The organism is Streptomyces sp. NPDC043726, assembly GCF_056436565.1.
Genome location: NZ_JBWKCI010000011.1, coordinates 179,968 through 193,670 on the forward strand (window position 1 = coordinate 179,968; position 13,703 = coordinate 193,670).

Annotated in this window: 12 protein-coding genes; 6 read left to right on the top strand and 6 right to left on the bottom strand. The window is 70.4% G+C overall.

Going from position 1 to position 13,703, the window contains the following annotated elements:
• Position 1: 1 nt before the first annotated feature.
• Complete coding sequence (locus AC068Z_RS30285) at positions 2 to 613, bottom strand: TetR/AcrR family transcriptional regulator (protein ID WP_451725597.1); 612 nt, start codon at positions 611 to 613, stop codon at positions 2 to 4.
• A gap of 15 nt (positions 614 to 628) precedes the next feature.
• Positions 629 to 1,411, bottom strand: a complete 783-nt coding sequence (locus AC068Z_RS30290; RefSeq protein WP_478562553.1) for an SDR family oxidoreductase — start codon at positions 1,409 to 1,411, stop codon at positions 629 to 631.
• A 49-nt stretch (positions 1,412 to 1,460) separates the two neighbouring features.
• Here AC068Z_RS30290 and AC068Z_RS30295 point away from each other — a divergent pair, with 49 nt between their 5' ends.
• A complete protein-coding gene (locus AC068Z_RS30295; protein ID WP_478562556.1) occupies positions 1,461 to 2,591 on the top strand; it encodes an acyl-CoA dehydrogenase family protein in 1,131 nt (376 codons plus the stop codon).
• On the top strand, positions 2,591 to 3,526 hold the full coding sequence (locus AC068Z_RS30300; protein WP_478562559.1) for an acyl-CoA dehydrogenase family protein: 936 nt from the start codon (positions 2,591 to 2,593) through the stop codon (positions 3,524 to 3,526). The genes AC068Z_RS30295 and AC068Z_RS30300 overlap by 1 nt, the downstream gene beginning before the upstream one ends.
• Here the strand turns inward: AC068Z_RS30300 and qcrB are convergent.
• The gene (qcrB, locus tag AC068Z_RS30305) at positions 3,501 to 5,138 is read right to left on the bottom strand and encodes a cytochrome bc1 complex cytochrome b subunit (RefSeq protein WP_478562562.1); all 1,638 of its coding nucleotides are present in this window, start codon (positions 5,136 to 5,138) and stop codon (positions 3,501 to 3,503) included. The genes AC068Z_RS30300 and qcrB overlap by 26 nt on opposite strands.
• 76 nt (positions 5,139 to 5,214) lie before the next feature.
• Positions 5,215 to 5,943 (bottom strand): vWA domain-containing protein, encoded by a 729-nt coding sequence (locus AC068Z_RS30310; RefSeq protein WP_478562565.1) that lies wholly within the window; start codon positions 5,941 to 5,943, stop codon positions 5,215 to 5,217.
• A gap of 146 nt (positions 5,944 to 6,089) precedes the next feature.
• On the opposite strand from AC068Z_RS30310, the gene AC068Z_RS30315 reads away from it, so the two are divergent.
• A complete protein-coding gene (locus AC068Z_RS30315; RefSeq protein ID WP_478562568.1) occupies positions 6,090 to 7,001 on the top strand; it encodes a rhomboid family intramembrane serine protease in 912 nt (303 codons plus the stop codon).
• Positions 6,998 to 7,903 carry a chitosanase gene (locus tag AC068Z_RS30320; protein ID WP_478562571.1) on the top strand — a complete coding sequence of 302 codons (906 nt, stop codon included), beginning with the start codon at positions 6,998 to 7,000 and terminating at the stop codon, positions 7,901 to 7,903. The genes AC068Z_RS30315 and AC068Z_RS30320 overlap by 4 nt, the downstream gene beginning before the upstream one ends.
• Here the strand turns inward: AC068Z_RS30320 and AC068Z_RS30325 are convergent.
• Positions 7,900 to 8,817: a glycoside hydrolase family 113 gene (locus tag AC068Z_RS30325; protein WP_478562574.1), complete on the bottom strand. Its 918-nt coding sequence runs from the start codon at positions 8,815 to 8,817 to the stop codon at positions 7,900 to 7,902. The two genes, AC068Z_RS30320 and AC068Z_RS30325, sit on opposite strands and share 4 nt — an antisense overlap.
• Positions 8,818 to 8,923: 106 nt before the next feature.
• Positions 8,924 to 10,798 (bottom strand): DUF2334 domain-containing protein, encoded by a 1,875-nt coding sequence (locus AC068Z_RS30330; RefSeq protein ID WP_478562577.1) that lies wholly within the window; start codon positions 10,796 to 10,798, stop codon positions 8,924 to 8,926.
• A 402-nt stretch (positions 10,799 to 11,200) separates the two neighbouring features.
• On the opposite strand from AC068Z_RS30330, the gene AC068Z_RS30335 reads away from it, so the two are divergent.
• Both AC068Z_RS30335 and wecB read left to right on the top strand, forming a co-directional pair.
• Positions 11,201 to 12,445, top strand: a complete 1,245-nt coding sequence (locus tag AC068Z_RS30335; protein ID WP_478562580.1) for a glycosyltransferase family 2 protein — start codon at positions 11,201 to 11,203, stop codon at positions 12,443 to 12,445.
• A gap of 90 nt (positions 12,446 to 12,535) precedes the next feature.
• On the top strand, positions 12,536 to 13,678 hold the full coding sequence (wecB, locus tag AC068Z_RS30340; protein WP_478562583.1) for a non-hydrolyzing UDP-N-acetylglucosamine 2-epimerase: 1,143 nt from the start codon (positions 12,536 to 12,538) through the stop codon (positions 13,676 to 13,678).
• The last annotated feature ends 25 nt before the right edge of the window (positions 13,679 to 13,703 follow it).

The following is a 13,703-nucleotide window of genomic DNA, read 5'->3' on the forward strand; positions in this document are numbered from 1 at the left end:
GTCACATACGTACGGCGATCCCGTCCAGCACCATCGACAGGTACTGCCGGGCGATCTCCTCGGGGCTGTGGTGTCCGCCGGGCCGGTACCAGGACGCGGCGACCCACACCGTGTCCCGGACGAACCGGTAGGTGAGCCGGACGTCGAGGTCGGCCCGGAACACCTCGGCCGCAACCCCGCGCTCCAGCGTGGACAGCCACGCCTTCTCGAACCTGCGCTGGGACTCGGCGAGGAACGCGAACCGCTCCTGCGCCACCAGCTGTCTGCTCTCCTTCTGGTAGATCGCGACGGCGGCGCGGTGCCGGTCGATCTCCCGGAAGGACTCGGTGACCAGTGCTTCGAGGGTCTCCCGCGGCCCCAGCTCGGCGCCCAGGACGGTGTCGTAGCCGTCCCACAGCTCGTCGAGGAAGGTGCGCAGGATCTCCTCCAGCATCGACTCCTTGGAGTCGAAGTGGTAATAGAGGCTGCCCGCGAGCATGCCCGCGTGGTCCGCGATCTTGCGTACGGTGGTGGCGTTGTAGCCCTGCTCGGCGAAGACCTCGGCGGCGGTGTCGAGGAGTTCGCGGCGCCGGGCGGGCGCGGCGGTCACCTGGGGCTTCTTCTTGGTCGGCACGGATCCATTGTCGTCCTAGGGGTGCTGGCCGCTGACGGAGACGATCTCGCCGGTCAGGTAGGACGAGTAGCCGGACGCCAGGAACACGATCACGTTGGCCACCTCCCAGGGCTGTGCGTACCGCCCGAGGGCCTCCCGCGCGGTGAGTTCCGCCAGCAGTTCGGGCGAGGTCACCTTCGCGAGGTGGGGATGCATGGCGAGGCTGGGCGCCACCGCGTTGACGCGCACCCCGTACTCCGCGGCCTCGATCGCCGCGCACCGGGTCAGCGCCATCACGCCGGCCTTGGCGGCGGCGTAGTGCGCCTGCCCGGCCTGGGCGCGCCAGCCGAGGACGGAGGCGTTGTTGACGATCACGCCGCCGGTGCCGCGCATCCCGCGCAGGGCGGCCCGGGTGCACCGGAAGGTGCCGTTCAGCGTCACGTCGAGCACCCGCGACCACTGTTCGTCGGTCATCTCGGCCAGCGTCGAAGTGCCCCCGAGCCCGGCGTTGTTGACCACGACGTCCAGCCGACCGTGTTCCGCGACCGCCGCCTCGAACAGGGCCGTCACCTGGGCCTCGTCGGTGACGTCGCACACGGCGGCCGCCACCGCCCCCGGGAACTCCCGGCCGAGTTCGGCCTCGTGCTCCTTCAGCCGCCGCGCGTGCGCGTCGCTGATCAGCACCCGCGCGCCCTCCTCCAGGAACCGGCGCGCGGTGGCCCCGCCGATGCCCGCGCCCGCGGCCGCCGTGATGACGGCGGTACGGCCTTTCAGCAGCCCGTGCCCGGGGACGTACGCCGGGCTCTCGACGCCTGTCATAGGGGCACGCTAACCTACCAAACACTTGTTAGGGAAGGAGCGGCGGCCGATGGATCTCACGTTCACCGAGGAGGAGACGGCCCTGCGCGCCGAGGCCCGTGCGTGGCTGCGCGCGCATGTGCCGCCGGAGCCGCTGCCCTCCCTGGAGACCGAGGAGGGCTTCGCGGCCCACCGCGCCTGGGAGGCCGAACTGGCCGCGGACCGCTGGTCGGCGGTCAACTGGCCGAGGGAGTACGGCGGTCGCGCGGCGAGCCTGGTGCAGTGGCTGCTGTTCGAGGAGGAGTACTACGCGGCGGGGGCGCCGGGCCGGGTGAGCCAGAACGGCATCCACCTCCTCGCGCCGACGCTCTTCGACTTCGGTACGGCGGAACAGCGGGCCCGGGTGCTGCCGTCGATGGCGTCGGGCGAGGTGGTGTGGGCCCAGGCCTGGTCGGAGCCGGAGGCGGGCTCGGACCTGGCGTCCCTGCGGTCCAGGGCGACGCGGACGGAGGGCGGCTGGCTGCTGTCCGGGCAGAAGACCTGGTCCTCGCGGGCCGCCTTCGCGGACCGCGCCTTCGGCCTGTTCCGCAGCGACCCGGACGCGGCCGAGCCCCACCGGGGGCTGACCTACCTGATGTTCGACCTGCGCGCCCCCGGTGTCACGGTCCGCCCGATCCACCGCCTCGACGGGAAGCCCGCCTTCGCCGAGCTGTTCCTGGACGAGGTGTTCGTGCCGGACGAGGACGTGATCGGCGAGCCCGGGCAGGGCTGGCGGATCGCGATGTCGACGGCGGGCAACGAGCGGGGGCTGATGCTGCGCTCCCCGGGCCGCTTCCTGGCCTCGGCGGACCGGCTGCTGACGTTGTGGCGGGAGAAGGGGAGTCCGGCCTCGGCGCGCGAGCGCGTCGCCGACGCCCTGATCGGCGCCCGCGCCTACCAACTCTTCACCTGCGCCGCCGCCTCCCGCTTCCTCGACGGCGAGCGGATCGGCCCCGAGTCCAGCCTGAACAAGGTCTTCTGGTCCGAGTACGACATCGCGCTGCACGAGACCGCGCTGGACCTCCTGGGCGAGGACCCGGACCCGGACTGGACCGAGCGCTACGTCTTCGCACTCGCGGGCCCGATCTACGCCGGCACGAACGAGATACAGCGGGACATCATCGCCGAGCGCCTGCTGGGCCTGCCCAAGGGACGCCGGTGATGCGCTTCCTGCCCGACACAGAACAGCGGGCCTTCGTCGCCTCCCTGGACGCGATGCTGGGCGCCGCGGACACCCCGGCCGTCGCACGGGACTGGAGCCGCGGGGAGCACGCGAGCGGACGCGCGCTGTGGGGACGGGTCGCCGAAGCCGGGGTGTTCGCACTCGCCGTACCGGAGAAGTACGGCGGGGTCGGGCCCAGGCCGGTCGAACTCGCGCTCGCGTTCGTCGAGTTGGGTCGGTACGCCGTCCCCGGCCCGCTCGTCGAGACGGTCACGGCGGCCGTCCTGCTCGCGGAGGGCGGGAGCGCCCTCGCCGAAGGGACCATGGCGACCGTGGCGTACGGCAGCCCGTACGCCCTCGACGGTGACGCGGCCGACCTCCGCCTCACCCTCACCGCCGACGGCCTGTTCCGCTCCCCCGGACACGGACCCGTGCACACGTCCCTCGACCCGGCCCGCCGCCTCACCCCCCTGGAGAAGGGCGAACTCCTCGCGAAGGACCCACCCGCCGAACAGGCCCTCGCCCTCGCCCGGCTCACCACCGCCGCCCAGGCCCTCGGCATCGGGCTCACCCTGCTCGACAAGACCGTGAGCCACGTCAAGCGGCGCACCCAGTTCGGCGCCCCCATAGGCTCGTTCCAAGCCGTCAAGCACCGGCTGGCCGACGCCAAGATCGCCCTGGAGTTCGCCCGCCCCCTGGTCCTCGGCGCCGCGCTCACCCTCACCCCCGCCGACCTCGCCGCCGCCAAGCTCGCGGCCTGCGAAGCGGCGTACACCACCGCGCGCACCGCGCTCCAGCTGCACGGCGCGATCGGCTACACGGCGGAGTGCGACCTGTCCCTGTGGCTGACCAAGTCCCGCGCCCTGCGCACCGCCTGGGGCACCCCGGACGAGTGCCGCAGCGCGGTGCTCAGTGGTGGTGATCGCCGCTCGTGATCTCCCGGTACTCCTCGGCCGTCGGCTTCGGGATCCGCGTCCCGGGCCCGAACATCGCCCGCGCGAGGCGCGCCCGCACCCGCTGCGAGCCCTTCACCGGCCGCCGCACGCCGTTGCCGTCGACCAACGGCCCGATCTCGTACGGCGGATGCTGCTCGTGCTGGGTCAGGGTGTGCAACTGGGCCCGCGTAAGGGGCTCGTGGATCTCGACGTACTCACCGTGCGGAAGCCGTTTGATGGTGCCGGTCTCCCTGCCGTGCAGCACCTTGTCGCGGTCCCGGCGCTGGAGGCCGAGACAGATCCGTTTGGTGACCATGAACGCGACGACGGGCCCGACGAAGACCGACACCCGGACGAACCAGGTGATGGCGTTGATGGACAGATGCAGATGCGTGGCCACGATGTCGTTGCCGCCGCCGATCAGCAGCACCACGTACAGGGTCAGCCAGGCCACACCGAGGCCGGTGCGGACGGGCACGTTGCGCGGCCGGTCGAGGATGTGGTGATCGCGCTTGTCGCCGGTGATCCACGCCTCGACGAACGGATACACCCCGAGGGCGAGCAGGATCAGCGGGAAGAGCGAGAAGGGGATGAACACGCCCAGCACCAGGGTGTGGCCCCAGGCGCTGATCTCCCATCCCGGCATCACCCGGATCAGGCCCTCGGAGAAGCCCAGGTACCAGTCGGGCTGGGCGCCGGTCGTGACCAGGTCCGCACGGTAGGGCCCGAAGGCCCACACGGGGTTGATCTGGGCGATCCCACCCATGATCGCGAGCGCCCCGAAGACCAGGAAGAAGAAGCCGCCCGCCTTGGCCATGTACACCGGCAGCAGCGGCATGCCGGTGACCCTGCTCTGGTCGCGGCCCGGGCCCGGGAACTGCGTGTGCTTGTGGTACCAGACGAGGATCACATGGGCGACCACCAGACCCAGCATGATCCCCGGCAGCAGCAGCACATGGATCGGGAACAGCCGCGAGATGATGTCGTGGCCGGGGAACTCCCCGCCGAACAGGAAGAACGACAGATACGTCCCGACGATCGGCACCGACAGGATGGCGCCCTGCGCGAACCGGATGCCGGTCCCGGAGAGCAGGTCGTCCGGGAGGGAGTAGCCGGTCAGTCCGGTGATGATGCCGAGCATCAACAGCAGCCAGCCGAACACCCAGTTCATCTCGCGGGGCTTGCGGAAGGCGCCGGTGAAGAACACCCGCATCATGTGCACGAGCATGCCGGTGACGAAGACCAGCGCGGCCCAGTGGTGCATCTGACGGATCAGCAGTCCGCCGCGTACGTCGAAGCTGATGTCCAGGGTGGATTCGAACGCCCGCGTCATCACCACGCCGTTGAGTGGTTCGTACGAGCCGTGGTAGACGACCTCGACACCGCTCGGCTCGAAGAAGAGCGTCAGGTAGACGCCGGTGAGGATCAGCACGACGAAGCTGTAGAGGCAGACCTCGCCGAGCATGAAGGACCAGTGGTCGGGGAAGACCTTGCGCATCCCTTTGCCGAGCGTGTAGACCCCGAGCCGCCCGTCGGCCCAGTCGGCGAGCTTCTCGCCCTTGCCGGCCGCCTTCCCGCGGGCCGTCCGTCCGTCCGTTCGCGCGCCGCCCATACGCCGTCGCCCTCCCCCTCGGATCACCCTCAGGGTGGCACGCTCGTACGCCTGAGCCAACGGGGCGTGGGCCGGTTCAGGCCCGGGGCGGGACGATCCCCTGCGCCCGCGCGGCCACCAGCCACTTCGGGAACTCGCCGACCAAGCGGTCGTACAGCTCGCTGTCGGAGACCTTGCGCGGGTCCTGGCCCGCGTGGAAGAAACCGGCGTTGTCGACGACCCGCTTGGCCGGGACGGACAGCTCGTCGAGCTTGCGCAGATAGTCGAACTGCTTGCTCGACGGGTCCCCGAAGCCGATGAACTGCCAGAACAGCGGGAGCCGGGCCGCCTTGCACAGATACCGTTCCGCGGCGAGCTTGTTGATCGGGCCGCCGTCGGTCTGGAACACCACCAGGGCGGGTTCGCGGGAGCCGCTGTCGAGGTAGTGGTCGATGACGGCGTCCATGGCGAGGTGGTAGCTGGTCTTGCCCATGTGCCCGAGGCCGGCCACGATCCGCTCGATCCGCCCCTGGTGCTCGGCGAGGGCGATGTCGGTCTCGGCGTCGACGTCCGTGGAGAAGAAGACGACCGGCACCCGGCCGTCGTCGTCCAGGTGGGCGGAGAGCCCGAGCACCCGGTCGGCGAGCGCCTGCACACTGCCGTCCTTGTAGTACGGCTTCATCGAGCCGGAGTAGTCGACCACCAGGTACACCGCGGCGCGCAGCCCGTCCAGCCCGTGCTTGGTGAGCGACACCCCGGCGCTCTTGTACAGGCTGACCAGCGCGGGCGCGGTCTCCTCCACCTTGCTGAGACTGATGGCCGCCATGCGGACCCCCCTCGACTCGACCGATCGCCTGCCGAGGTTACGGCACGGGCGACCCTCCTCTCCCGGCATCCACAGCTGTTGGTTATTTTGTTCGCCGCCGTCCCCACCGGCTCAGAACAGTCCCCGATGCCTTCCGAGGAGCCGGCGTGGAACCCGAGTCCGCCGTCACGACCTGCTATCGCCATCCGGCGGTGGAGTCACACATCCGCTGCACCCGCTGCGAGCGGCACATCTGCCCGGACTGCATGCGGGACGCGGCCGTCGGTTTCCAGTGCCCCGAGTGCGTGCGGGAGGGCACGAAGTCGGTGCGCCAGGCCCGCACGGTCGTCGGCGGCCGGATCTCGCGCACGCCGGTGGTGACGTACGCCCTGATCGCGCTGAACCTGCTGGCGTACCTGGCCGAGGTGGTGCGCCCGGAGATCGTGGAGCGGTTCTCGATGATCGGGGCCCGGCTGGTGGGCCCGGACGGCGTCGCCTACGTCTACCAGGCGCCGTACCCGGCGGTCTTCGAGCCGGAGGGCCTGGTCGCCGGGGAGTGGGAGCGGCTGCTCACCAGCGCGTTTCTGCATCAGCCGCCGACGGACGGCACCTTCGGGCTGCTGCACATCGTGGTGAACATGTTCTCGCTGTGGACGCTCGGCCGGACGGTGGAGCCCATGCTCGGGCGCACCCGTTACCTCGCCCTGTACCTGCTGTCCGCACTCGGCGGTTCGGTCCTCGTGCTGCTGCTGGACGACCCGGGCCAGTCCACGCTGGGCGCGTCCGGCGCGATCTTCGGCCTGGGCGCCGCGTACTACGTCATGGCCCGGCGGATCGGCGCCGACATGGCGTCCGTCAACCGCTTCATGGCCTTCCTGCTGCTGTGGCTGCTGATCTCCGCGGGACTGACCTCCTGGCAGGGCCACCTCGGCGGCCTGCTGACCGGCGGGGTGGTGGCACTGGCGTACGCCTACGTGCCCCGAGGTCCGCGCCGGACGCTCGTGCAGGCGGTGGCCTGCGCGGCGGTGCTGGCGCTGCTGGTGCTGGTGGCCGTGGTGAGAGTCGGGGGCCTGAAGTGAGACGTACCGGAATCCTGGCGTTCGCGGCCGTTCCCGTCGCGCTCACGGCGGCGGCCTACTTCCTGATGCCCTCCGACTCCGCGCAGAGCCCGGCGGGACCGCCGATCTCGGCGGCGCAGCTCGCTCGCGAGGAGGCCAAGGAGCGGGCCGAGACGGAACGGGCCGAGGACGAGAAGACGATCGCGAGCCTCCCGGCGGGCCTCGCCGACCCCGCCAAGAAGGAACTGGCCCTGAAGATCACGGCCACGGCCGAGTTCTCCACCCTGAACTGGCGCCTGGGCTACGGCAGCGTCGAGGACAACGGCGACGGCTGCGGCTACACGGCCGGCGTCATCGGCTTCTGCACCGGCACGCACGATCTGCTCGCCCTGGTGGAGCGGTACACGAAGGCCCACCCCGGCAACGGCCTGGCCCGCTATCTGCCCGCCCTGCGCGAGGTGGACGGCACGGACTCGCACGAGGGCCTGGACCCCGGCTTCACCGCGGCCTGGAAGGCGGAGGCGGAGAAGCCGGCCTTCCGCCAGGCGCAGGACCAGGAGCGGGACGACGTGTACTTCAACCCCGCGGTCCGGCTCGCCAAGCTCGACGGCCTGGGCACGCTGGGGCAGTTCGTCTACTACGACGCGATGGTCCTGCACGGCCCCGACCCGAGCCCGAACGGCTTCTACGGCCTGCGCGAGCGCGCCCTGCACGAGGCGAGGCTGCCGTCCCGGGGCGGATCGGAGAAGGCGTACCTCGACATCTTCCTCGACATCCGCGAGCAGGCCATGAAGCGGAAGAAGTCGACCGCGGACACCAGCCGCGTCGACACCGCTCAGCGCCAGTGGCTGTACAACGGCAACATGTCGCTGGACACACCGCTGAACTGGCGGATGTACGGGGAGCCGTACCGGATCCCTTAGGCCCACCGCTCTCTGAGCACCTTCTCGGCCGGCTTCCCGTGCGGGCTGTACGACAGCTTGCTCGGGGTCTCCCCGCTGTCCGGCCAGTCGTCCCACATCCACCAGCAGACGCCGGCCCACCAGCGGCGGCCGGTGAAGGTGTCCAGCAGCGCCCGGTAGGCGGCGGCCTGTTCGGCGGTGTCGGGGCGGCTGCTGACCGTCCAGTCGTACGGGGCGGTCGTCGTCCCGCGCTGGCTGACGTACCCGGCCTCGGTGAACAGGATGCGGCGGCCCTGCTCGCGGGAGTAGGCGGCGAGCCGGTCGCCGATCGGCCGCCACGACGCGCGCAGCCGGTCGACGGAACGGGTGGGCCGCTCCGACAGCGGCCAGTAGGCGTCGATGCCGATCAGGTCGAGCTCGCGCCAGAAGCCGACGCGCCGGTACTCGTCGTAGTTGGCGGCGTAGGTGAGGGTGCCGTCGTAGTGGTCGCGGACGGAGGCGATCACCTCGGTCCAGGCGGCCCGGTCGCCGGAGACGCCCGCGAGTTCGGTGCCGACCGCGAACTGCTCGGCCCCCGTGGCGGTGGCGAGGTCGGCGTAGTGGGTGATGAAGCGGCGGTACGAGGTGAACCAGGCTTCGCGGTCGCGCGGGCGGATCTCGGCGCGGTCGCCGTCGCCGGGCAGGTCGACATGGGGCTTGATCATGACCTTCAGGCCGTGGGCGTGGGCGCGTCGCACGATCCCGCGCAGGCTCGCGTCGCTCGCGGTCTCGTCGGTGCGCCGGATCACCGCGTCGCCCCGGCGCTTCTGGTACCAGGTCGGCGTGAAGGTGACCCAGCGCGCCCCGGTGGCCCTGATGTCCCGGAGGTAGCGGTCCGCGGCGGGGCTCGCGTAGTCGGTGCGGTACCAGGAGGGCAGGGTGATGCCCCGGATCACGGGCGCCTCCTCAGGCTCCGGAGGCCCCGGAGGCCCCGGCCGGCATCCGCCCACGGCGAGGAGGACCGCCGCCACGACGGCGACGGTCCTCCCCCTCACTGGCGCCTCACAGGCTCGCGGGGCTGACGAAGGTGTAGCCCAGGGCCTTGATGCCCTCCACGGTCTCCTTCAGCGGCTGGACCGGGAAGTACGGGTGGTAGAAGAAGCTGGCGAAGCCGTCCCGTACCGCCAGGTTGGCCTTGGCCGAGGCGATCAGATCGGCCGGCAGGCGTGGTGGATGGTTGTTGTATTCCTCCGGCTCGTAATTCCCGATGTTTTCGGGAATCACCTTTGTCCCGTACACATCACGCACCACGTACGGGAAGAACTGCCCGATGAATCGGTTCGGATCCGACGAGACCCCGCTGAGGGTTCCGGCGAAATAAAGCGACCGTTCGAGACGGGCAGAGTAATTCGAGCTGAATACCTGGTAGTCGGTGGCCGAACCCGCGTAGTGCGGAGTGGTCCACAGCGTCGGCCTCGGCAGGCCCGCCGCCGCGAACTCGGCGAGCGCGCTGTCGACCCGGCCCTGGGCCCAGGCGGCGGAGTCCCCCGGGATCGGACCGTCGTAGATCACGCTGTTCGCGGAGTCCACATGGGCCCGGTAGAACTCGAAGTCGTCGCCGCTGACGCCGTTGTAGGGGTTGGCGACGTTGCCGTACTGATGGGTGTAGCCGTGGTTCATCAGCACCGCGCCCCGGTCCAGCATGTACTTCAGCGTGGCGACCAGCTGGGGCCGGTCGGTCAGCTCGACCGTCTCCGGGACACCGTTGTTGTAGGTGCCGTTCGGGTCCGTGTAGACGGGGATGACGTTGATGCCGTACGGGATCTGCTCCGCGTACAAGTAGTCCGCGATCGCCTTCAGTTCGGCCGGTTCGGAGTTGGGGCTGATGTCCTCCAGGCGCACGATCGCCCGGTGCCGTTCGGCGGTGGCCGGGGCGAGGGCGTCGAAGAGGAGGTCCTCGAAGACGATGACCCGGTCGCTCTCGGAGACGTAGGCGAAGGGGATCTCACCGACGTAGGTGAGGTTGGACGAGCGGATCGCCCAGCCGAAGGTGTGCCCGTTGGAGCTGTCCAGGCCCTCGGCGAGCCGGGTGACCTGCGGATAGCCGGTGCCGGTCAGCACGTTGGGGCGCAGCACCCCGCCGTCCTGCCCGGCCGGGATCTTCCGGGTGAGCGTCTGCCCCTTGTACGTCACCCGCGTGACGGTTCCCACGGAGCCGCCGTCGTCGTAGTACGACGTCGTGGGGTCCCAGCCGTACTTCTGCGCGAACTGGGTGACGCCCACGGCGTTGGCCATGTTCCAGATGTTGGCGCCCATCCAGGTCACGGGCTTGGTGGTGGTCAGCGCGTCCTGGTAGAAGGCGGCCGGGACGGCGTCGGGGACGTCGCAGCAGTAGTAGGTCGAGCCGATGTAGACCGTCGCCGTGTACGACTCCACCAGGCCCGCGGTGTACTGCGAGACCGGCCTCGCCGTGACGCTGCCGAAGTGGCCCGCCAGGTTGGCCGTGGCCATGGCGTACAGCTCGCCGAGGTGCCCGTAGGGGCCCGCGGTGTCGTACAGGACGAGGGTGGTCGGTTCGGCGGCGGGGCCGATGTCGGCCGGGGAGATCAGCTCCGCCTGACGGCTGACCGCCGCGGCCAGCGCGGAGGTGGTCCCGGTGGCGGTCTCCAGGGCCGGGGTGACGGCCGCCGCGGTCTTGGCGCGCGCCCGGTCGTGGCGGGCCCGGTCGGCCTTGAGCTGCGCCTTCGCCCAGGCCTTGAGGTCGACCCGGTTGAGTCCGGACCGGGTGCCGTGCGATGCGCCGTGGTCGCGGTCCTGGCCGCCGGCCGCCTGGGCGCCGGCCGCCAGGAAGGTGCCGCTGAACAGCGCGGCTACGAGTAAGAGCAGCAGGGAAAGCCTCGGAAATCCCCGTCTCCGAGGCCCGTTGAGTGGTCTCACGATCAATCCCCCCACTTTGCCAAGCTTTTGGCAAAGAGTTTTTCCAGCAGGAAGTCACCGATTGTTCTTGGCGATCAAGAAGGGTGTCAATGGCGCACCCGTTTTTCCTGAACGCCCTTCTGATGCGCCCCGGCGGTCTGCTACGTTCACCATCGCGCGTTGGGGACGCGCTGAAATGTGGGGGGACAATGTACGGACGACCCGCGCTGGGGGCACTGTTGCCTCTGGCAGGGGCCATGGCCGCGCCGGAAGCGATACCCGGACTGCCATTGGCCAAAGCTCTGCAGGCCACGGCGGGAGCCGGATTCCTGCTCTACTGCCTGACCGCCTTTCTGATACTCATAGCCCGGACGCACCTGCGCAGACAGACAAGAAAAGCGCAGGTCAGCGCCGGGGGTGGCCATGATCGTTGAGTTGCTGCTGTGGGCCAGCGTGACCCTGATCGTGCTGGCCGGCTGCTACAACACGAGTCTTTTCCTGCTCTCTCGGCGCAGAATTCGCCGTTCCCGGACCGACCGGAGAGAACGGTTCTATGTATTCCTGATCGCCTGTCTGAACGAGGAGCGAGTTCTTTCCGAAAGCCTGGCGCGAATCACCTCGCTGCCCGCCGGGAATTTCATGGCGCTGGTCATCGACGACGGCTCCGACGACCGCACCGCCGAGATCGCGCTGGCCGCCGACCCCGACCGGGTCCGGCTGCACCGGCGCACGCTCCCGAACGCACGCCGGGGCAAGGGCGCCGCGCTCAACGACGGAGTGCGCCATCTCAGGGAGTCGGGGCTGCTCGCCGGCCGTGACCCCGGCGACATCGTCCTGTGCGTGGTGGACGCCGACGGCCGTCTCGACCCGCATGTCGTGCAGTCGGTGGACCCCTACTTCGACGACCCGCGTACGGGCGCGGTTCAGGTCTGCGTCCGGATGTACAACCGTCGCCAGGGGCTGCTCGCCCGCATGCAGGACATGGAGTTCGTCGTCTACGGCGATGTCTTCCAGAGCGCCCGCCGCTTCATCGGCAGCGTGGGCATGGGCGGCAACGGACAGTTCATGCGGCTGTCCGCGCTCGACACCCTGGGCGGGGACGGCCCCTGGAGCGACAGCCTCACCGAGGATCTCGACCTCGGCGTCCGGCTGATCGCCAAGGGCTGGACCAACCAGCACTGCACCACCGCCTCGGTCTCCCAGCAGGCCGTGCTCAGCCTGCGCCGGCTGATCCGGCAACGCTCGCGCTGGTTCCAGGGACACCTGCAGTCGGCCGGGCTGGTCCCGCTCATCCTGCGGGACGTGCCGACCCGTCCGGCGCTGGACCTGCTCTACCACCTGTCCAGCCCGGTGCTCATCCTGCTCACCTCGCTGCTTCCGCTGTCCTTCCTCGTCGCCCTGGGCGCCACCACCGTGGCCTCGGTCCAGGAGGGACAGCCGCTGGTGTCGCCCATGTGGCTGCTCGGTCCCTATCTGCTGTCGTTCACGGCCGCGTACGCCTACGGCTTCGTGTACGCCAAGCGGGAGCGGGACCTCGGCCTGGTGCGCTCGGTGCTGCTCGCCCATGTCTTCGTCTTCTACGGCTACATCTGGTTCGCCGCCGGCTGGTGGGGCTTCTGGCGGATGCTCACCGGCAAGCGGACCTGGCTGAAGACCGCGCGCACCTGATCCGTCTTCGACCTCCGCCGTCTTACGTCTCTCGTCTCTCTCACCCTTACGCGCGGCCCTGCGACCGCGCGCGCCCAAGGGGGGCTCGCCATGTCCACACCTCCATCCGTCCTGCCCGTACGCGCCATGCTGGTGCTCGGCACCCGGCCCGAAGCGATCAAACTGGCGCCGGTGGCCCGCTCGATGGCCGCCGGCACCCGGTTCGAACCGCTCGTCGTCACCACCGGCCAGCACCGCGAGATGCTCCACCAGATGCTCGGCCTGCTCGGCGTCACCAGCCGGATCGCGCTCGACGTGATGCGCAGCCGTCAGCAGCTGTCCGACCTGACCGCCCGCCTGGTCGCCGAACTCGGTGACGTGATGCGTTTACAGCGCCCTGACCTGGTCCTGGTGCAGGGGGACACCACGACCGCGCTGGCCGGGGCGCTCGCCGCCTTCTACGAGAAGATCCCGGTCGCCCATGTCGAGGCCGGACTGCGCACCGGCGTCATCGACAACCCCTTCCCGGAGGAGCTCAACCGCAGCCTGATCGGCCGTATCGCCCGCTGGCACTTCGCCCCGACCGCGCGCGCGGCCCGGCATCTGACCGACGAGGGCGTGCCGAAGGAGCAGGTGTTCGTCACCGGCAACACCGTCATCGACAACCTGCTGTGGGTGCTGGCCGAGGGCACCGGCAGCTCCGCGTTCCGCACCCCGGCCAAACGGATCCTGGTCACCCTGCACCGGCGGGAGAACCAGGGCGAGCGGATGCGCGGGATGGGCCGGGCGCTGCGCCGGCTCGCCGGGCGGGGGGACGTGGAGATCGTGCTGCCGCTGCATCTGAGCCCGGCCGTGCGGGAGGTGCTGCTGCCCGAACTCGACGGACACGAGGGCATCTCGCTGGTCGAGCCGCTGGACTACCTCGACTTCGCGGCCACGCTCGCCGAGTGCGATCTGGTCCTGACCGACTCCGGCGGCATCCAGGAGGAGGCCCCGAGCCTCGGCAAGCCGGCCCTGGTGCTGCGGACCACCACCGAGCGCCCGGAGGCGGTGGAGGCGGGCGCGGCCCGGCTGATCGGCACGGATCCGGACGTCATCGAGCGGGCCGCCGGGGAACTGCTCGACGACCCGGCGCTCTACCGGCGGATGGCGGGCGCGGGCAATCCGTTCGGCGACGGGCGGGCGGCGGACCGGGTGCTGGCCCAGCTGGCCGAGGACTTCGCCGCCGATGTTCCGGTCGACGCCACGGTCTGAGGGCTGCGAGGGCCATACTCGACGG